General features: G+C 63.8%; 17 protein-coding genes and 1 riboswitch. Of the genes, 6 read left to right on the top strand and 11 right to left on the bottom strand.

Annotation, left to right across the window (positions count from 1 at the left end):
- Window positions 1–167: 167 nt before the first annotated feature.
- Window positions 168–953, top strand: a complete 786-nt coding sequence (gene blaOXA / locus GGQ99_RS06150) for a class D beta-lactamase (protein ID WP_210307799.1) — start codon at window positions 168–170, stop codon at window positions 951–953.
- A 149-nt stretch (window positions 954–1,102) separates the two neighbouring features.
- Window positions 1,103–3,079: a threonine--tRNA ligase gene (gene thrS / locus GGQ99_RS06145; protein WP_183261357.1), complete on the top strand. Its 1,977-nt coding sequence runs from the start codon at window positions 1,103–1,105 to the stop codon at window positions 3,077–3,079.
- Between the two features lie 96 nt (window positions 3,080–3,175).
- Here thrS and GGQ99_RS06140 read toward each other — a convergent pair whose 3' ends face one another.
- Window positions 3,176–4,144: a hypothetical protein gene (locus tag GGQ99_RS06140; RefSeq protein WP_183261355.1), complete on the bottom strand. Its 969-nt coding sequence runs from the start codon at window positions 4,142–4,144 to the stop codon at window positions 3,176–3,178.
- Window positions 4,145–4,280: 136 nt separating this feature from the next.
- Between GGQ99_RS06140 and GGQ99_RS06135 the strand changes: the two genes are divergently transcribed.
- Complete coding sequence (locus GGQ99_RS06135; RefSeq protein ID WP_183261353.1) at window positions 4,281–4,865, top strand: nitroreductase family protein; 585 nt, start codon at window positions 4,281–4,283, stop codon at window positions 4,863–4,865.
- Window positions 4,866–4,870: 5 nt separating this feature from the next.
- Complete coding sequence (locus tag GGQ99_RS06130; protein WP_183261352.1) at window positions 4,871–5,479, top strand: flavin reductase family protein; 609 nt, start codon at window positions 4,871–4,873, stop codon at window positions 5,477–5,479.
- Here the strand turns inward: GGQ99_RS06130 and GGQ99_RS06125 are convergent.
- Together GGQ99_RS06125 and GGQ99_RS06120 are read right to left on the bottom strand one after the other, a co-directional pair.
- On the bottom strand, window positions 5,476–6,354 hold the full coding sequence (locus GGQ99_RS06125) for an HpcH/HpaI aldolase/citrate lyase family protein (RefSeq protein WP_183261351.1): 879 nt from the start codon (window positions 6,352–6,354) through the stop codon (window positions 5,476–5,478). The two genes, GGQ99_RS06130 and GGQ99_RS06125, sit on opposite strands and share 4 nt — an antisense overlap.
- A complete protein-coding gene (locus tag GGQ99_RS06120; protein WP_108608256.1) occupies window positions 6,354–6,806 on the bottom strand; it encodes a MaoC family dehydratase in 453 nt (150 codons plus the stop codon). The genes GGQ99_RS06125 and GGQ99_RS06120 overlap by 1 nt, the downstream gene beginning before the upstream one ends.
- Before the next feature lie 148 nt (window positions 6,807–6,954).
- On the opposite strand from GGQ99_RS06120, the gene GGQ99_RS06115 reads away from it, so the two are divergent.
- Complete coding sequence (locus GGQ99_RS06115) at window positions 6,955–8,076, top strand: DUF2336 domain-containing protein (RefSeq protein ID WP_183261349.1); 1,122 nt, start codon at window positions 6,955–6,957, stop codon at window positions 8,074–8,076.
- Between the two features lie 13 nt (window positions 8,077–8,089).
- On the opposite strand, the gene parE is transcribed toward GGQ99_RS06115, so the two are convergent.
- Complete coding sequence (gene parE, locus GGQ99_RS06110) at window positions 8,090–10,153, bottom strand: DNA topoisomerase IV subunit B (RefSeq protein WP_183261348.1); 2,064 nt, start codon at window positions 10,151–10,153, stop codon at window positions 8,090–8,092.
- A gap of 252 nt (window positions 10,154–10,405) precedes the next feature.
- On the opposite strand from parE, the gene GGQ99_RS06105 reads away from it, so the two are divergent.
- Window positions 10,406–11,581, top strand: a complete 1,176-nt coding sequence (locus GGQ99_RS06105; protein WP_183261346.1) for a diguanylate cyclase — start codon at window positions 10,406–10,408, stop codon at window positions 11,579–11,581.
- A 97-nt stretch (window positions 11,582–11,678) separates the two neighbouring features.
- Here GGQ99_RS06105 and gcvP read toward each other — a convergent pair whose 3' ends face one another.
- The 7 genes from gcvP to GGQ99_RS06070 form a co-directional block, all read right to left on the bottom strand.
- Window positions 11,679–14,489, bottom strand: coding sequence for an aminomethyl-transferring glycine dehydrogenase (gcvP, locus tag GGQ99_RS06100; RefSeq protein WP_183261344.1), 2,811 nt, complete (start codon window positions 14,487–14,489; stop codon window positions 11,679–11,681).
- Window positions 14,490–14,503: 14 nt separating this feature from the next.
- Window positions 14,504–14,872, bottom strand: a complete 369-nt coding sequence (gene gcvH, locus GGQ99_RS06095; RefSeq protein WP_183261342.1) for a glycine cleavage system protein GcvH — start codon at window positions 14,870–14,872, stop codon at window positions 14,504–14,506.
- Window positions 14,873–14,877: 5 nt separating this feature from the next.
- Window positions 14,878–15,978, bottom strand: a complete 1,101-nt coding sequence (gcvT, locus tag GGQ99_RS06090; RefSeq protein WP_183261340.1) for a glycine cleavage system aminomethyltransferase GcvT — start codon at window positions 15,976–15,978, stop codon at window positions 14,878–14,880.
- A 149-nt stretch (window positions 15,979–16,127) separates the two neighbouring features.
- A riboswitch (glycine riboswitch) is annotated at window positions 16,128–16,214 on the bottom strand.
- A 147-nt stretch (window positions 16,215–16,361) separates the two neighbouring features.
- On the bottom strand, window positions 16,362–17,153 hold the full coding sequence (locus tag GGQ99_RS06085; RefSeq protein WP_183261338.1) for a molybdopterin-binding protein: 792 nt from the start codon (window positions 17,151–17,153) through the stop codon (window positions 16,362–16,364).
- Window position 17,154: 1 nt separating this feature from the next.
- Window positions 17,155–18,042, bottom strand: a complete 888-nt coding sequence (locus GGQ99_RS06080; protein ID WP_183261336.1) for a cytochrome b/b6 domain-containing protein — start codon at window positions 18,040–18,042, stop codon at window positions 17,155–17,157.
- A gap of 117 nt (window positions 18,043–18,159) precedes the next feature.
- On the bottom strand, window positions 18,160–18,816 hold the full coding sequence (locus GGQ99_RS06075; protein WP_183261334.1) for a DUF1345 domain-containing protein: 657 nt from the start codon (window positions 18,814–18,816) through the stop codon (window positions 18,160–18,162).
- Entirely contained in the window at window positions 18,813–19,283 is a 471-nt protein-coding gene (locus GGQ99_RS06070) for a YaiI/YqxD family protein (RefSeq protein WP_183261332.1), read from the bottom strand. Before GGQ99_RS06070 ends, GGQ99_RS06075 begins: the two co-directional genes overlap by 4 nt.
- Between the last annotated feature and the right edge of the window lie 22 nt (window positions 19,284–19,305).

Raw genomic sequence — 19,305 nt, 5'->3', positions numbered from 1 at the left:
GCTGCGTGATTTACCGTTTGGTCAGCCTATCGGAAACAATCCAGGTTAAGTCATATTCGAACCAAGCGCTCACCCTAGGTGTCGGCGGCCAACGACAGAGGGTGTCACACGTGTTTGCTTCGATTCGTCACTATGCCATCTGCGCAGGCACTGCGCTTCTTGTCTCGCTGCCTCTGCTGCCGGCGTCTTCGGCGGCCGAAACGACAGCCCTGAAACCGTTTCTCGAATGCACGCTCATCGTCGATGCCGGCAGCGGCGCGAAGCTGCGTCGCGACGGCGCCTGCGATCGCCGGGTGAGCCCGGCATCCACTTTCAAGGTGCCGTTGGCGCTGATCGGCTATGATTCGGGCATTCTCGCCGACGAGCATTCGCCGCGCTGGGACTACAAGCCTGAGTTCAACGCGGTGAAGCGCGACCACAAGCCGGTCGACCCGACGATCTGGGAAAAGGACTCCGTGCTGTGGTTCTCCCAGGAGATCACGCGCAAGCTCGGCGGCAAGCGATTTGCCGGCTATGTCGGTGGCTTCGCCTATGGCAACGGCGACCTATCGGGCAATCCCGGCAAGGAGGACGGGCTTACCCGCAGCTGGCTGAGTTCTTCGCTGAAGATCTCGCCGGACGAGCAGGTCGGCTTCATCGGTCGCATGCTTGACCGCAGCCTGCCGGTCTCCGCGCGAGCGGTCGATCTCACGGCGGCGGTGTTGCCGCCATTCCAGGCCGGCGAATGGCAGGTCAAGGGCAAGACAGGTACAGGCTGGCTGACCGGAAAGTCGGGCAAGATCGACCGCAACAAGCCCTTCGGCTGGTTTGTCGGCTGGGCCGACAAGGGCGAGCGCCGCATCGTGTTCGCCCGGCTGCTGGTCAATGACGGCAAGAGTCCGGTGTTTCTCGGCCCCAAGGTACGCGACATCTTCCTGGCAAGCCTTCCTGACCTGATGAAGTCGGCCAAGTAGCGGGCTCCGCCGCCGTTGGCGGGGCGGCGGCGGGCACGCCGCCCGGCTTTACGGCAGCGCATTCTCCCCCTAAAAGATCGCTCGCTGCCGGACGCATCCGGTTTATTGCCCACCCGCGCTCGTTTGCGGGACTGGATAGGAGAAGAGCTTTGTCGAATTCCGTTTCCCTGACATTTCCCGATGGTTCCGTCCGCGAATATGACGCGGCGCTGACCGGTGCTGGTCTGGCCGAGTCGATCTCGAAGTCGCTGGCCAAGAAGGCGGTGGCCTATGCCATCGACGGCACCGTGCGCGATCTGTCCGATCCGCTTGGCAAGTCCGGCAAGGTCGAGATCGTCACCCGTGAAGATCCGCGCGCGCTGGAACTGATCCGCCACGACGCTGCCCACGTGCTCGCCGAGGCGGTGCAGGAATTGTGGCCAGGGACCCAGGTGACCATCGGCCCCGTGATCGACAACGGCTTCTATTATGACTTCGCTCGCAACGAGCCTTTCACGCCCGAAGATTTTCCGGCGATCGAAAAGAAGATGCGCGAGATCATCGGCCGCAACAAGCCGTTCACCAAGCAGGTCTGGTCGCGCGACAAGGCCAAGCAGGTGTTCCGCGACAAGGGCGAGGCCTACAAGCTCGAGCTGATCGACGCGATCCCCGAGGACCAGAACCTCAACATCTATGCGCAAGGTGAGTGGTTCGACCTGTGCCGGGGACCGCATATGGCTTCGACCGGCCAGATCGGCAGCGCCTTCAAGCTGATGAAGGTCGCCGGTGCCTATTGGCGCGGCGACAGCAACAACCCGATGCTGACGCGCATCTACGGCACCGCCTGGGCCGACCAGGTGCAACTCGACCAGTACCTCCATATGCTGGAAGAGGCCGAGAAGCGCGACCACCGTCGCCTCGGCCGCGAGATGGACCTGTTCCATTTCCAGGAAGAGGGACCGGGCGTCGTGTTCTGGCACGCCAAGGGCTGGAAGATGTTCCAGAACCTCGTCAGCTACATGCGCCGCCGCCTTGATACGCAAGGCTATCAGGAGGTCAACGCCCCGCAGGTGCTCGACAAGAGCCTGTGGGAGACGTCGGGCCACTGGGGCTGGTATCGCGACGCGATGTTCAAGGTTACCGTTGCCGGCGACGACACCGACGACGACCGCGTCTTCGCGCTCAAGCCGATGAACTGCCCCGGCCACGTGCAGATCTTCAAGCATGGCTTGAAGTCGTATCGCGATCTCCCGGTAAAGCTTGCCGAATTCGGCAATGTCCATCGCTATGAGCCGTCGGGCGCGCTGCATGGCCTGATGCGCGTGCGCGGCTTCACTCAGGACGACGCGCACATCTTCTGCACCGAGGAACAGCTCGCCGCCGAGTGCCTGCGCATCAATGACCTGATTCTGACGACCTATGCCGACTTCGGCTTCGAAGAGATCTCGGTGAAGCTGTCGACCAGGCCGGACAAGCGCGTCGGCTCGGACGAGGCGTGGGATCATGCCGAAGAGATCATGGGCAACGTGCTCAAGACCATCGAGGCGCAGTCGGGCAATCGCATCAAGACGTCGATCAATCCGGGCGAGGGCGCCTTCTACGGCCCCAAGTTCGAATACGTCCTGCGTGATGCCATCGGCCGCGAATGGCAGTGCGGAACAACCCAGGTCGACTTCAACCTGCCTGAGCGTTTCGGCGCCTTCTATATCGGCTCGGACTCCGAGAAGAAGCAGCCGGTCATGATCCACCGTGCCATCTGCGGCTCGATGGAGCGCTTCCTTGGCATCCTGATCGAGAACTATTCGGGCCATTTCCCGCTTTGGTTTGCGCCGCAGCAGGTGGTGGTGGCGACGATCACCTCGGACGCCGACGACTATGCCCGCGAGGTGGTGGCCAAGCTTAAGGCCGCCGGCCTGTCGGCCGAGGCCGACCTGCGCAACGAGAAGATCAACTACAAGGTCCGCGAGCACTCGCTGGCCAAGGTTCCGGTCATCCTCGTCTGCGGCAAGCGCGAGGCGGAAGAGGCAAGCGTCAACGTCCGTCGCCTCGGCTCGCGCGACCAGCAGTCAATGGGCCTTGACGAGGCCATTGCCTCACTTCGGGAAGAAGCGACGACACCAGATCGCCGCCGCGCCGCGCAGGGCTGAGCGGCCAACCAGACACAAAAAAGGGGCGGCAGAGATGTCGCCCCTTTTTTCATCTGCCTGGATTCAAAAAGCTCGGACGGAGCAACCCGCGCCTGGTCAGTCGGCGCCTTCGTTGGGGTCGATTGCCGCAGCCTCGGAAGCGACAACCTCGACGTCCTGGTTGCGGCCGGCAACGACGGTGAAATCGCGCTGGTAGATGCGGTCGCGGTTCTTGGCGATGATGGTGTAGTCGCCTTCCGACAGGACCATCGAGGCAAAGGCGCCGACCGCTTCGCGCAACGGGTCGCCGGACTCTGTCAGAACCGACCAAGATGTATCGGCGATGGCTTCACCGCCGGCTTCGCGCACCAGCTTGAAGGTCAGGTCGGCGGCACGGTGTTCGACCGTCGCCTCGGTCAGCTTGCCGGCCTCGACGCGGATGTCGGAGCGGATCACTGCATTGACCGCGCCATAGGTCGAGACGACATGGTAGGTGCCTGAATTGAGCCGCACCACCGAATTGGGCTCGACATCGGGAATGATCAGGGCGCGTTCGCCATCGCTGCCTTCGTCCGCCTCATAGATCGAGAATTTGAGCTTGGCCGGTGGAATCCGGACGCCGCCCGAAAGCACCGCGTCAAGCTTGAGGCCGCCCGCATCGAGCACCAGGCTTTCGCGCTTGCCTTCCTTGCCGACGGTGATGCGCTTGGTGGCGCCGGCGCGGCCGTAGGAGGCATGGACGAGATAGCTGCCTGGAGGCAACTGGAACATGCTGGTGCCGCCTTGGGCGGATGCCACCAGCGGCAATTTTCCATCGGGGCCGGCTTCGGGACGGAACACGCGCCAGACCAGCCCGCGGCCGATGTCGTCGCCCTTGTCTGTGAGCTGGGCGGTGAGCGTGATCTCGCCGAGTGCGCTGATTGCCAGGGATTCGTCGCCGCGCGGCGCGGCAAAGCTTGAGATGCCGGGAAGGCTCAGGCCTTCTATTGCCGAGGCGCCATCCTGGGCAAACGCGACCGAAGACGGCATCGCGAACAGTGCGGCACCCAGAATCGGTGCGAAAAAGCGGAAGCATCCCCTCGACATCCCTTGTTTGAAGCGCAAGGCGGTGGCAATTTCAAGGCTATTCGGGCGCCATGGATTCCAACCAATGAGCCCCGCCGCCAAAGCAGCTGCCATTTCGGTCGGCGCTTCAGCCCAAAACCCTAGGAGCGCCAGCGCCGTGCCATCGCCGATCATCGACTTTTTGCTGACCCGCAATTCCGCACCGATCCCGGAACTGCGCGCGCCGGCGCCTTCCGATAGCGAGATCGAGACGATGCTGCGGGCAGCGACGCGCGTGCCCGACCACGGCCGTCTCGAGCCCTGGCGCTTCATCCTCTATCGCGGCGATGCGCGCATCGAAATCGGCAAGAAGCTGGCTGAACTGGCCGAGCGCCGCGAAGGGCCGTTGCCCGACGGGCGGCGCAACCAGGAGCTCGCCCGCTTTTCGCGCGCGCCGCTGGTGATCGGCGTTGTGTCGAGCCCCAAGGAGAACCCGAAGATCCCGCAATGGGAAATGTTCCTGTCGGGTGGCATGGCGGCGATGAACCTGATGACCGCCGCCAACGCGCTCGGCTATGGCACCAACATGATCACCAACTGGTATTCCGATGTAGAGGAAGGGCGCGCGCTGCTGGGCCTGGCACCGCATGAGCGGGTCGTCGGCTTCATCCACATCGGCAGCTATGACGGCACTGCACCCGAGCGGCCACGTCCTGATGTGGCGAAGCTCCATAGCGACTATACTGGCCCCTGGGAGGGCTAGGCGCGATGTTCTACGAGCCGTCGCGGGGCCACGGCCTGCCGCACGATCCGTTCAAGGCGCTCGTCTCGCCCAGGCCGATCGGCTGGATCTCGACCATCGGCAAGGATGGCGCGCTGAACCTTGCGCCCTATTCGTTCTTCAATGCCCTGACGGGCAAGCCGCCGCTGGTCTGGTTTTCCTCCGAGGGGCCGAAGGACAGCTCCACCTTCGCCGGCGAGACCCGCGAGTTCGTTGCCAATGTCGTCGGGCGCGAACTCGCCGAGAAGATGAACCGAACCTCGGTCAATGCCCCCAGGGGCACGAGCGAGTTCGGCTATGCCGGGCTGACGGCAGCACCCTCGCGGCTGGTGGCGCCGCCGCGTGTTGCCGAAGCACCCGCAGCGCTGGAATGCAAGGTCACCGAGATCTTCCGCCCGAAGGGCCTGGACGGTGCCGACGCCGGTGTATTCGTCGTCGTCGGCGAGGTGGTCGGTGTCCATATCGACGAGGCATACCTGACCGACGGCCTGTTCGACGTCGTCAAGGCCGGCAATGTCTCGCGCCTCGGCTACATGGACTATTCCAGCATCAGCGAAGTCTTCGCGATGCGCCGTCCGCGCTGGGAAGAAGACTAGGCTCCGGCAGCGGCCTCGGCGCGCGCCAGCAGGCGCTCGGCCCGGCGCAGGTGCGGCCGGTCGTACATCTGCCCGCCAATTCCGACGACGCCCGGATTCCCGGCCTGCCTGAACGCAGCGACCACCGCTTGCGCATGTTCGACGGCTTCCTTCGCGGGTGTGAACGCCTCGTTGATGATCGCGACCTGGTCGGGATGGATGGCCATCTTGGCGGTGAAACCGTCGCGCTCGGCCTCCAGGGACTCGGTGCGAAGGCCCTCGTGGTCGCGGAAATTGACGAACACCGTGTCGACGGCGGCGACCTCGGCTGCCGAGGCGGCGAGGACGGTCAAGGCACGCGCGAGTCTGAAAACGTCGGTGTAGCGGCCTTGGCCATCGCGCGTGGCGCGCGCGCCGATCGCCGCCGAGAGGTCTTCCGCGCCCCAGGTCAGGCCGGCCACGCGCGCGCTGGCACCCGCATAGCTCGCCGTTGCGAGGGTGCCGGCAGCGGTTTCGGTGATGATCGGGATGATGCGGATCGCGCCGTCCGGCAAGCCGTTTTCGGCCTCGTGCACCCTGAGCTTGGTCGAAAGATGCTGGACGTCGGCGCCGGAATTCGACTTCGGCAGCATGATGCCATCCGGTGCGATGGGTACGATCGCGCGCAGGTCGTCGTCGGTCATTCCGGTCGACAGGTCGTTGACGCGGACATAGATCGAGGACCGCGTCGTGCGCCTTCTGCTCGCGATGAAATCGGCGGCGACGCCGCGCGCATGGCCTTTGTTGTCGGGCGCCACCGAATCCTCGAGGTCGACGATGACGACGTCGGCGCCGGACGAGAACCCGCGTTCGAGCTTCTTTTCCGAATCTCCGGGAACGAACAGCAACGAACGCATCAGGCGGCCTTCTTCTTCATCATTGCCTGGCGCTGGCATTTGGCGACCAGTGCGCCGTGCTGATTATAGGCGCAATGCAGGAATTCGACGATGCCACGGTCGGTTTTCGACTTCGATTCGCGCACCGAAAGCACTTCGGTTTCGACGCGAATGGTGTCGCCGTGGAAGACAGGGTGCGGGAAGGTGGTTTCGGTCATGCCGAGATTGCCGATGGTGGTGCCCAGCGTGGTGTCGTGCACCGAAATGCCGATCATCAGGCCGAGCGTGAAGAGCGAATTGACCAGCGGCTTGCCCCATTCGCTCTTGGCGGCAAAGTCGAAGTCGATGTGAAGCGGCTGTGGGTTCAGCGTCATCGTCGAGAACATCATGTTGTCGCTCTCGGTGACGGTCTTGGTGAGTTGATGCCGGATCACCTGGCCGACTACGAACTCCTCAAGAAAAAGACCGGCCATCCGCATTTTCTCCTGTTGCCCCGTTTTGATAGGCGCTGCCACGGCGGGCGGCAAGCGGGTTAACGGATATGGTGAACCGTTCGTAAACCATTTGTTCCTAGGATGGTTTCAGGGTTTGGCATGGCTTGCCGGGGGCGAAGAAAAGCGAATGGTGGTCTCGCATTTCCTGAGATGGATCGACACCGCGAAGGTGGCCGAGCGCGCAGCCGCAGCAGCCGCCTTGGCCAATGCCTACGTCAATCGCGAACTGCCGTTCGAGGACCGATGCGCCGCAGAGGCGGCCCTGACGCTGTTGCTCGACGATCCCTCGTCGAAGGTGCGCCAGTCGCTGGCAGAGGCGCTGTCGATGAGCGCACACGCGCCGCTGCAGATCATCGCAGCCCTCGCATCCGATCAGCCTGACGTCGCAACGCTGGTTCTGGCGCGCTCGCCGCTTTTGACCGACGCCGACCTCATCGACCGGGTCGCCTCAGGCTCGTGCGCCATCCAGAAACTCATCGCCGACCGGCCAGCTGTCTCCATGTCGCTCTCGGCGGCCATTGCTGAGGTGGGCGAGGCTGAGGCTTGCGTCACGCTGCTGCAGAATTATGGCGCCGATATCGCCTCGCTGAGCTTCCGTCGCATTGCCGAGCGCTTTGGTGGCGACGCACGTGTGCGCGAGGCGTTGGTGGCCGATCAGCGGCTGCCTTCGGATTGCCGGCACCTGCTTCTTGTCAAGCTCGGCGAAGCCCTGAAGGCATCGCCCTTCGTCTTGGCCCTGATGGGTGCCGCGCGCGCCGAACGCGTGACGCGCGACGCCTGCGTGAAAGCCTCGATGACGCTGATCGAAGGCACGCGTGCCCAAGAGCATGCGGCACTTGTCGAGCATCTGCGACTGCGCGGCGACCTGACAGCCAGTTTCATCATCCGCATCCTCGCCCACGGCAAGGTCGACTTCTTTGGGGCAGCCCTGGTCGTGTTGACCGGCCGAGACGAACCACGGGTGAGGGCGCTGTTGTCTGCCGGGCAGGATGTGGCGCTGACGGCCTTGTTCCGTTCGGCCGGCCTTGCCGATGCGACGCATGCAATCATCCTGCGGGCGCTGAAGATCTGGCGCGAGGTTGCCAATGGGCGCCGCGTCGCCGGAGCACAGGAAGTCAGCTGGCTGATGCTAAGGGAACTGGGCGGCCAAGCAGCCGAAGGCGAATTGGCCGGATTGGTCAAGTCGATCCATCTCGAGGCCCTGCGCGAGAACGCCCGCGGCCACGCATTGGCAATCGCGGCTGCCTGATCCGCCGTTAGCCTCAGATATCCAGCGCGTCCGCTGCAGCGAATTCGGCGCGGTCCTGGATGAAGCGGAAGCGCAACTCCGGCTTGGTGCCCATCAGCGCATCGACCGCGCTCTTGGTCTCGTCGGCGTCGTCGAGGACCTCGATGCGCAGCAGCGTGCGCTTCCTGGGGTCCATCGTCGTTTCCTTGAGCTGGCTTGCCATCATCTCGCCAAGGCCCTTGAAGCGGCCGATCTCGACCTTGCCGCGTCCGCTGAACTCGGTACGCATCAACTCTTCCTTGTGGGCGTCGTCGCGGGCATAGGCCACCTTGCCGCCCTGGCGGATCGAGTAGAGCGGCGGGACGGCCATGTAGAGGTGGCCGCCGCGGACGAGCTGCGGCATCTCCTGGTAGAAGAAGGTGATCAGCAGCGAAGCGATGTGGGCACCGTCGACGTCGGCGTCGGTCATGATGATGACGCGGTCGTAGCGCAGGTCTTCTTCGCGATACTTGGATCGCGTACCGCAGCCCAGCGCCTGGATCAGGTCGCCGATCAGCTGGTTCGACGCCAGCTTGTCGTTGCCGGCGCTGGCGACGTTGAGGATCTTGCCGCGCAGCGGCAGGATCGCCTGCATCTTCCGGTCGCGCGCCTGCTTGGCCGAGCCACCTGCCGAGTCGCCTTCGACGATGAACAATTCGGCCCCTGCGGCGGCATTCTGCGTGCAGTCGGCCAGCTTGCCTGGCAGGCGCAGCTTGCGCACCGCGCTCTTGCGCGACACTTCCTTTTCCTGGCGCCGGCGCACGCGCTCGTCGGCGCGCGCAATGACCCAGTCGAGCAGCTTGGAGGCTTCCTGCGGGTTGTCGGCGAGCCAGTGGTCGAACGGATCGCGGATCGCCGTCTCGACGATGCGCATGGCTTCGACAGTTGCCAGCTTGTCCTTGGTCTGGCCGACGAATTCGGGCTCGCGGATGAACACCGACAGCATGCCCGCAGCCGAGATCATCACGTCTTCGCTGGTGACGATCGCAGCACGCTTGTTGCCGACGAGGTCGGCATAGGCGCGCAGGCCGCGCGTCAGTACGTTGCGGAAGCCCATCTCGTGGGTGCCGCCATCGCCTGTCGGGATGGTGTTGCAGTAGGAATTGATGAAGCCGTCGCCGCCGAACCAGGTGACGGCCCATTCGATCGAGCCGTGACCGCTCTGCTTGTCACTCTTGCCCGAGAAGATTTCGCGGGTCACCTGCATCTCGTCGCCGAGCGAGGCCTTGAGATAGTCACCGAGGCCGCCGGGGAAGTGGAAGACCGCCTTGGCCGGGGTCTCGTCCTTCTCCTTCAGCAGTGCCGGGTCGCAACTCCATCGGATCTCGACGCCGCCGAACAGGTAGGCCTTCGACCGCGCCATCTTGTAGATGCGGGCCGGCAGGAAATGGGCGCCCTTGCCGAAGATGTCGGGGTCGGGATGGAAACGCACCTTGGTGCCGCGCCGATTGTGGACGTCGCCGAGGCTTTCGAGGCCGCCTTGCGGCACGCCGCGCGAAAAGCGCTGGCGATAGAGCTGGCGGCCGCGCGCCACCTCGACTTCGAGCAGGTCCGACAACGCGTTGACCACCGAAACGCCCACGCCATGCAGGCCGCCGGAGGTTTCATAGACCTTCGAGTCGAACTTGCCGCCGGCATGCAGCGTCGTCATGATGACTTCGAGCGCCGACTTGTTCTTGAACTTGGGATGCGGATCGACAGGGATGCCGCGGCCGTTGTCGGTAACGGTCAGAAAACCCTCTGCGTCGAGCTCCACTTCGATGAAGGTGGCATGGCCGGCCACCGCCTCGTCCATCGAGTTGTCGATGACTTCGGCAAAGAGATGGTGCAGCGCCTTCTCGTCGGTGCCGCCGATATACATGCCGGGGCGGCGGCGCACGGGCTCAAGGCCTTCGAGCACTTCGATATCGGCTGCACTATAGCCCTCGCTGCCATCCTTGGCGGCCGGGACCGGGCGCTTTGCCACCGCTGCCGCCTGCACCAGCGGGTCCGCCGGACGCGACACGGGGCGGGGCGGCTGCTTGTCGAGGCTGCCGAAAAGATCGTTGCTATCGTCCATGCTCAATACAGTTTTCCGATGCTGCGAATCAGTTTGCCAAGTGTGCCAGTTTTGCCGTCATCGCAATAGAAGTTCCGGTTATGTTCGTGCGTCATGTTGTCAAACGCGACGGAACCGTGCAACTATTCGTAAACGCAAACCGAAATCGCCGGTTGATGAGTGGCGACGATCTGGCCTTAGGCGGTTGCTGGGCGACCGCTAAGTCCATAAGTGCTTCCCAATCGATCGGACAATCAACAAGGCGGGGGCCTCGTGCTTGACTTCGGTTCCCTTTTGCTCGCGACGGCTTTGTCCGGCGCCTGTCTGAGCGGGACGCTGCTCGCCATCTGGCTGACGGCGCGCCAAGCGCGTTTCGTCTTTACGATGGCGGCCGGAATACTACTTCTTGTCGTTCATGTCATCGGCTTTTGGCAATATGGCCGCAACGCCTCGCCGTGGCTTGGCCAACTGACCCTGACACTGCTGGTGGCCGGCTTCTTCGTCATCCTGTGCTCGACGGCTCAGTACCTTGATAAGGGTTGGCACAGGATCGCCGCGGCGCCCGTGCTCGCGGCGGTGGTGTTGATCACGGCCGTGACCGCCTCCGGCTACGACGGCTTGGGTTTCGTCCTCGCCTATTCCACCGTCACGGCCCTGCTGATCGTAATCACAGTGATGTTTTGGGCTGCCGGGGAATATGACCGGCGTATCCTGGCCGCGGTCACCCTGCTCGCTGGCAGCGCCGCCGTCTCCTTCACGCTCTGTGCGTTGGTGCTGGTTCTGGACGGGCAGTGGTCTCTGGGGACCGTCCCCAAGAATTGGGCCGAAGACCTCAACACCGCCGTCGTCGTCGCCTGCATGACGGCACTGGGGGCGCTGACCATTTCGCTGCATCACCTGCGCACCCAGCGAGAATTGACCGTCCAGACGCTGACCGACCCTCTGACCGGCTTGTTGAACCGCAGGGCGTTGACGATGTTCCATGGCGACACGCGGTTCGGATCGACGACGGCGCTGGCCATGTTCGACCTCGACCATTTCAAGCGCACCAACGACGTCTTCGGTCACGCTGCGGGCGATACGGTTCTGCAACGCTTCGCCGACGTTGTCAGGAATCATGCCCAGGACGGCGTCGAATGTTTTCGGCTGGGCGGTGAGGAGTTTGCCGTCATCATGTCAGGCGTCGCCCCTGATGAGGCGCACGGCATATTGCGGTCTATCGGAGGTTCCTTTGGCGCCGAGATCGTCGTCACCAGGCTCGGGCCACTGCGCAGCACCGTCAGCGTCGGCATCTGTTTCGGGGACGATGGCGCAATGACGCTCGATGAGATGCTGACCGCCGCCGACGCGGCGCTCTACGCCGCCAAACGCGCCGGCCGAAACCGGGCAGTTACAGCCGATATGACGGGTGGTGCGACAACCTACGAGCCGGCACGGTTGTTTGCCTAGGCTCGGCTGCGCCATTAGGCACAGCCGTCGAGAAGCCGCCCGCAAAAGGATACGGCCGGACTAGGTGTCCGGCCGATTCGTCTGGTTTCAGATCCGCTTACTCGGCGGCGCCGAGATATTCCGACAGCGGCGGGCAGGCGCAGACCAGGTTGCGGTCGCCGGCCACGTTGTCGATGCGCGACACCGGCGGCCAGTACTTGGCCGCGGTGTCGGGATCCCCGCCGGGATAGGCCGCCTCGAGGCGCGAGTAGGGGTGCTTCCACTCGCCTGCCAGCGTTTCGGTCGCCGTGTGCGGCGCATTGGCCAGCGGATTGTCGTCCTTCGGCCACACGCCCTTTTCGACCTTGGCCGCCTCGGCAGCGATCGCGATCATCGCTTCGCAGAAACGATCGATCTCGTGCTTCGGCTCGGACTCGGTCGGTTCGACCATCAGCGTACCGGAGACCGGCCAGGACATGGTCGGTGCATGGAAGCCATAGTCGATCAGGCGCTTGGCAATGTCCTCGACGCTGATGCCTGCAGTCTCCTTGAGCACGCGGGTGTCGAGGATGCACTCATGCGCGACGCGACCGTTGCGGCCCTTGAACAGCACCGGATAGTACGGCTCGAGCTTGGTGGCGATGTAGTTGGCGTTGAGGATAGCCTGCTCCGTCGCCTGCTTCAGGCCCGAAGCGCCCATCATCCGGATGTACATCCAGGTGATCGGCAGGATCGAGGCGCTGCCGAACGGAGCCGCCGAAACCGCATGCGCGCTGCCCGCCTCGACATGGCCGGGCAGGAACGGCGCAAGATGCGACTTGACGCCGATCGGGCCGATGCCGGGGCCGCCGCCGCCATGCGGGATGCAGAAGGTCTTGTGCAGGTTCATGTGGCAGACGTCGGCGCCGATGTCGGCTGGACGCGAAAGTGCCACCATTGCGTTCAGGTTGGCGCCGTCGAAATAGACCTGTCCGCCATGCGCATGCACGATCTCGCAGATGTCGCGCGCACCTTCCTCGAACACGCCGTGCGTCGAGGGATAGGTGAACATCAGCGCCGCAAGCTTGTCGGCGTGCTGTTCGGCCTTGACCTTGAGATCGGTGACGTCGATGTCGCCGTCGTCGAGGCAGTGCACGACCACCACTTCCATGCCGGCCATGGCCGCACTTGCCGGGTTGGTGCCGTGCGCCGAAGACGGGATCAGGCAGATGTTGCGCTGGGTCTCACCACGCGAATGGTGATAGCGGCGGATCGACAGCAGGCCGGCATATTCGCCCTGGCTGCCGGCGTTCGGCTGCAGGCTGACGGCGTCGAAGCCGGTGATCTCGCAGAGCCAGGCTTCGAGATCGTCGGTCATCGCGCGATAACCGAGCGAATGGCTGGTCGGCGCAAACGGGTGCAGGTTGGCGACCGACGGCCAGCTGACCGGCATCATCTCTGCCGCCGCATTGAGCTTCATGGTGCAGGAGCCGAGCGGGATCATGGCGCGGTCGAGCGCCAGATCCTTGTCGGCGAGCCTGCGCAGGAAGCGCATCATGTCGGTTTCCGAACGGTTTGCGTGGAATACCGGTTGGGTCAGGAACTCCTTGCCGCGCGGTTTTCCAGGCAGGGCGCGCTTGGCTTCCGCCGGTGCCTTGGCACCGAACAGCGCAGCAATCGCTTCGAGATCCGCGCCGGTGGAGGTTTCGTCGAAGGCGACCGAAACATGGTCGGCGTCGATGACACGCAGCAGACGGCCAACCTTCTCGCCTTCGGCGGCGATCGCCTCGGCCTTGCCCTTGGCTTCGACGGTGACGGTGTCGAAGCGCTTGTCGCCGAGCACGGCGACGCCGGCAGCCTTGAGGCCTTCTGCAAGGCGGCTAGCCAGCGCGTGGATGTGTTCCGAGATCGCCTGCAGGCCGGACGGGCCGTGCCAGATGGCATAGGACGCCGCCATGTTGGCGAGCAGGGCCTGGGCCGTGCAGATGTTCGACGTCGCCTTGTCGCGGCGGATATGCTGCTCGCGGGTCTGGAGCGCCAGGCGATAGCCGGGGCGGCCCTTGCTGTCGACCGACTGGCCGACGAGGCGGCCCGGCATCAGGCGGGTCAGCTTGTCGGAAACGGCGCAATAGGCAGCGTGCGGACCGCCGAAGCCCATCGGCACGCCAAAGCGCTGCATCGAACCGGTGGCGATGTCGGCGCCGAGGCTGGCAGGGGTATCGGTGACGGTCAGGCTGAGCGGGTCGGAAACGAAGATGACGATCGCGCCGACTGCCTTGGCTTTCTCGATCGCCGCCTTGTGGTTGCCATAGACACCATGGGTGTCGGGCCAGGAAACGATGAGGGCTGCCGTGTTGTCGTCGATGGTCTCGCCGTCGATTTCGGTGCCGAGCGGTTCGGCCCGAGTGCGGATGACGTCAAGGATCTGCGGGTGAGCGGCACCTGCGAGGGCGACGCGGCTGCGCTTGTCGCGGTGATGGCGAAGCGCGATGCCGACGGCCTCGGCCACGGCGGTGGCTTCATCGAGCAGCGATGCGGAAGCGACCGGCAGGCCGGTCAGTTCGGCAACCAGCGTCTGGAAGTGGAACAGCAGTTCCAGGCGGCCCTGGCTGATCTCAGCCTGGTAGGGCGTGTAGGCCGTGTACCAGGCCGGGTTTTCGAACAGGTTGCGCTGGATCACCGGCGGTACGTTGACGCCGTGATAGCCGGCGCCGATGAAGCTCTTCAGCACCTTGTTGCGGCCCATCTTCTCGCCGAGTTCGGCAAGCGCTTGATGTTCGCTCGCAGGTGCCGGCAGCGCCAGCGGCCGGTCCAGCCGGATCGACTTCGGAACCGCCTGCGAGATCAGCGTTTCCACCGAAGGCACGCCGATCGCGGCAAGCATGGCGCGGGTTTCGGTCGCGCCGGGCCCGATGTGACGGGCCGAAAAAGGATATGGTGCAGTGGTCATGTCAGGCAATCCTGTCAACCGATATGGGCGTTGTAGCCCGCTTCGTCCATCAGGCCCTCAAGCTGGCCCGTATTGGCGATCTTCATCTTCCAAAGCCAGCCGTCGCCGGTGGCTGCCGAATTGATCAGCGCCGGATCAGAGGAGAGCGCAGCATTGGAGTCGGTGATTTCGCCGTCGAGCGGCGCGTAGACGTCCGAGGCCGCCTTGACGGATTCGACGACGACGGCGACGTCGCCCTTGGCGAGCTTGCGGCCGGCTTCAGGCAGTTCGACGAAAACGAGGTCGCCAAGCTGTTCCTGGGCGTAGTCGGTGATGCCGACCGTTGCGATGTCGCCCTCAACGCGCAGCCACTCGTGGTCTTCAGTGTAATAGGTCTTGGTCATGGAAATTATCCTTTGCGATAGCGATGCTGCGTGAAGGGAAGGGAGTGGACGTCGACGGGCACCTTGGTGCCGCGAACATCGGCGAAGACACGGGTGCCGGCCTTGGCAAGCGGTGCCGAGACATAGCCCATGGCGACCGGGAACCCGGCCGAGGGACCGAAGCCGCCCGAGGTGACACGGCCGGCGGGATTGCCGTCGGCGTCGAACAGTTGCGTGCCCGAACGCACCGGCTGGCGGCCTTCGGGCTTCAGCCCGACGCGCTTTTCCTTGGCGCCGTCGGCGAGAATTTTCGAAAGCGCTGCCGCACCGATGAATTTGCCGTCGGTACGCAGGTCCTTGGGGATGGCCCACATCAGGCCGGCACTTGCCGGGTCGGTGTCGGGCGTGATGTCGTTGCCGTGCAGGCAGAGGCCGGCTTCGAGCCGCAGGCTGTCGCGGGCGGCAAGGCCGATCCACATGACACGTTCGTCGCCGAGCAGCTTGGCGAGCAGTTCGCGGGCGTCTGCTTCCGGCAAGCCGATCTCGAAACCGTCTTCGCCGGTATAGCCCGACCGGCTCATGAACCAGTTGGTGCGCGGTTCGAAGCCCTGCATGAAGAACAGGGTGTCGGTGTCGACGCCGGCACTTTCGAGCACGGCTGCCGCTTCCGGTCCCTGGATGGCGATGAAGACGCGATCCAGCGGCTCGATGTTGGCGTCGAAACTCTTGCCGATTTCACGCAGATGCGCCTCGTCGGTGGCCGCGTTGCCGGCGTTGGCGACGACCATGAAACGGTCTTCGCCGAGCCTGGTGATGATCAGGTCGTCGACGATGCCTGCGGCTTCGGTGAGGAAGAAAGTATACTTGGATTGCTTGAACTCGAGTGTCTTTGCATCGAGCGGGCAAGCGCGGTTGATGAGGTCCGCCGCACCCGGTCCGCTGACCACGAACAGCTTCATGTGGGAGATGTCGAACAAGCCGACATGCTCGCGGGTGTGAAGGTGCTCCTTCATCACGCCGGCAGGGTAGGTGAGCGGCATGTTCCAGCCGGCAAAGGCGCCGAAGCGCGCACCGGCTGCGGAATGCAGGTCTTCGAGTGGCAATTGATTAGTATGGTCGCCCGTCATGTCTTCTCCAGAGTCGCACGTTGCCAGCCGCTTTTGGCAGCTATTCCGTGCCCCTCTGTCTGAAGCCTGAGAGACTCGCGCTCCGGATCTCTGTCGGCAGCGCTTACACCTTCGGCGCGGGATCCAAGTCCCGACTTTCCAGAGTGTCCTTCCTGTTTACGGTTCTTTTGCCTGAGAGATTTCGGGCGATTTCCCCTTCGGCGTCAGCTTTCGCTGCTCTCTCCCGCAAACAGGTGGAGCCCGCAAAGGCCCCAGACGACTCGTCAATATCCCAAGGCCGACACTTTGTCACCTATCGGCCAAGCCTTATTTGCAAAGTAGATAGTCCAGCCCAATACTTTCGGGTGGCAGTTTCCTATCCGCGGCAACCAGCGCCACTGCCTTCAGATGCCGCCGTACCAGTCGTAGCCGCGGTCTTCCCAATATCCGCCCTTGCCGAGGCCCATCGAATTGAGGCCGTCGACAAGTTCGATTCGGTGCACGTATTTCGGCATCTTGTAGCCGAGCTGGCGTTCGACCCGGACGCGCAGTGGCGCGCCGTTCTCGACCGGCAACGCTTTCCCGTTCATGCCATAGGCGAGAATCGTCTGGGGATGCCGTGCGTCGACCAGGTCGATCGAGCCGTAATATTTGACCTCGCCCGACAGGCTTCGCTCGATCGTGTCGAGGCAGTGGAAAACGACATAACGTGCTTCAGGCTTCACCACCGCCTGGTCCAGAACCAGCGCCATCGGCACGCCGGTCCATTTGGCGATGCAGCTCCAGCCTTCGACGCAGTCATGCCGGGTGATCTGGGTGCGCGAGGGCATCGCCATCAGTTGCTCCCGCGACAGCGACAGCGGCCTTTCGACGAGCCCGACAACGTCGAGCCGCCAGTCGGCGAACTGATTGGACAGCAGGCCCTTGTAGACATCGTCGTCGGGCGCCGTCACGCCGTTCGGACGCTGCGGCTGGCGAATGTCCGCCTCGGAGAATTCCTGGGCAAGTGAGGCGCGGCCCGCGATTAGCCTTTGCGCGCGATAGGTCAGTCCATTGGCGCCTTCGAGCGCATTGCGCACGCCGTTGTCGCGGTCTTGCAGGAAGTCGAAGGCATCGCAGCCGGAAAGCGCTGCCCCCGAAATTCCGAGGGATGCGGCGGTCAGGAAGCGTCGGCGGCTTATCTGAAACTTTGGCATCTCAGGCACTCCCTTTGTCGGAATTGCCGCGCTCGGATGGATCCGTACGGTACCACCCGGTGATGATCGAGCGCAGTTCGTTGATTGGGCCTGCAGCCAGGATCATCAGCATGTGGACAATGAAGAAGCCGACGAGCAGCGCCATCGCAACGAAGTGGATGGTGCGGGCTGTCTGGCGCCCGCCAAGCATGTCGGCGAGGAAAGGAATCGCCGCGTTCATGCTCGGCGACATGGCGAGGCCGGTCAGGATCATCAGCGGCAGCAGCACGAACAGCACGCCGCCATAGGCAAGTTTCTGCAGCGTGTTGTAGTCGCGGCTGTGGTGGAACTTCAGTCTGGCGTGGTCGGCAATGTCTCTGGGCAGGCGACGTATGTCGTCCGCGCGAGGCACAAGATCGCGGCGCAGGTGGCCGCTGAGCGCGCTGGCGACAAGCCAGGCCAGCAGCGTTGCCGACAGGGCCCAGGCGAAGAAGAAGTGCACGACGCGGCCGGTCGCGAGGTCCTGTCCGGACGGGATCGTCGCCCATGCCGGAAAGGCGCGGGCGTCCAGATTATCAATGGGGCCTGAAAGGCCAAGGATGCCGGTGGTGTTGAATCGTTTGCCGAGGAGTTCGGTGTAACCTATTGGTCCATTTGAGCTATAGTCGGAGCCAATGACCAGAACGTCGTTGTCGAACTGGAAACCCGATTGCTTGCCGATGTAGAGCGCAGGATGGGCGTTGAAGATCTGCAGTCCGCTGAGCAGCAGGAAGAACAGCGACAGCGCCCAGACCCAGTGGGTCAGCCGCGTCCAGCGCGTTTGCCGATAGACCAGTTCGCTCTCCGGGCGATTGGACGTCGGCACCGGGTGCCCGTCCGATTGCTGCACGATACGCGATTGGCTTTCCATCTGGCCTGACCTCCAATGGCGCACGCGGCCTTGGCGGAAGCGCGCTGGTGTTGGTCAAACTACGCGTCCGGTCGGAGATAGGTTTCGGGGCCGCGATGATATTCGCGTGAGCCGGGCTCAGTTGGCCAAGGAGACCACCAGGTTGACCGCCGCGGCGACGATGATGGTGTTGAAGAAGAACGACAGGATCGAATGCAGCATCACGGCGCGGCGCATGTCCGTGGTGGAGATGTCGGTGTCCGCGGTCTGTGCGGTCATGCCGATGACAACGGCAAAGTAGAGAAAGTCCCAGCCGACCGGTCGGTCTGTTTCAGGAAAACCCAATCCACCTATGTGCTTACGTCCATGCGTTGATGCCGTGTCTGACGTGTCATCACCCTTCCAGAACAGGTGAGCATAGTGCAATGCAGCCATGGCGTGGATGGTGAACCACCCGAACGGCAGCGAAAGCAGCGAGAAGACCAAGGCAATCGGATTGGTCGCTTCCTTGGCGTTGATCAGCATGAACAGCGAGCCGACCGCCACCGCGACGATGCCGATGGTGACCAGGAAGATGATGCCCACCGGCTCGTCCGCGTCCTGGGCGCGGTGGCTGAGATAGGCGGCATCCAGTGCCGGCATCTGCCGCAGGATCAGCGCGATGTAGGCGACGAAGAAGACGTTTGCGCCGATGGCGAAAGCCAATGGCTGGCCGAACAACAGTGCGGCAACCAAAGCAGCAACGCCCAGGGCAGCGCTGATCAGGAACACGACATGGCGCTTGAATGGCTTCATGACGGCGGAGCCGCCTTCAGCGCGCGTCGCGCCATCTGGTCCAGAGCGCCAAGGAAACGTGAACGGTCCTGCGGCGCAAAGGATGCGTTGTAACCCTTGCTCTCGCCGGTCTCGCGCAGATGCTGCTTGAGGTCGCGCATGGCCACCGCCATGCCGATGGTCTCCGGCGTAAAGGGCCTGCCGGTCGGTCCCAGCACATGGGCGCCCAGCGCTACCGCCCTGGCGGCCAGCGGGATGTCGGCGGTGACGACGATGTCGTTGGCATGGGTATTGTCGACGATCCAGTCGTCGGCAGCATCCGCGCCTTTTGACACCACCACGTTGCGGATCATCGGATCGCGCGACGGCCTGAGGCCGCCATTGGAGACGAAGGTGACGATGAGGTCGAGCCGTTCGGCGACCTTCACCACCTCGTCCTTGACCGGGCAGGCGTCGGCATCGACGTAGATGATAGGCTTGCTGTCCATCGCACCACCTTGCATGCGCAAG

The organism is Aminobacter niigataensis (genome assembly GCF_014200015.1).
GTDB lineage: Bacteria > Pseudomonadota > Alphaproteobacteria > Rhizobiales > Rhizobiaceae > Aminobacter > Aminobacter niigataensis.
This window is presented reverse-complemented; position numbering and strand designations above follow the sequence as displayed.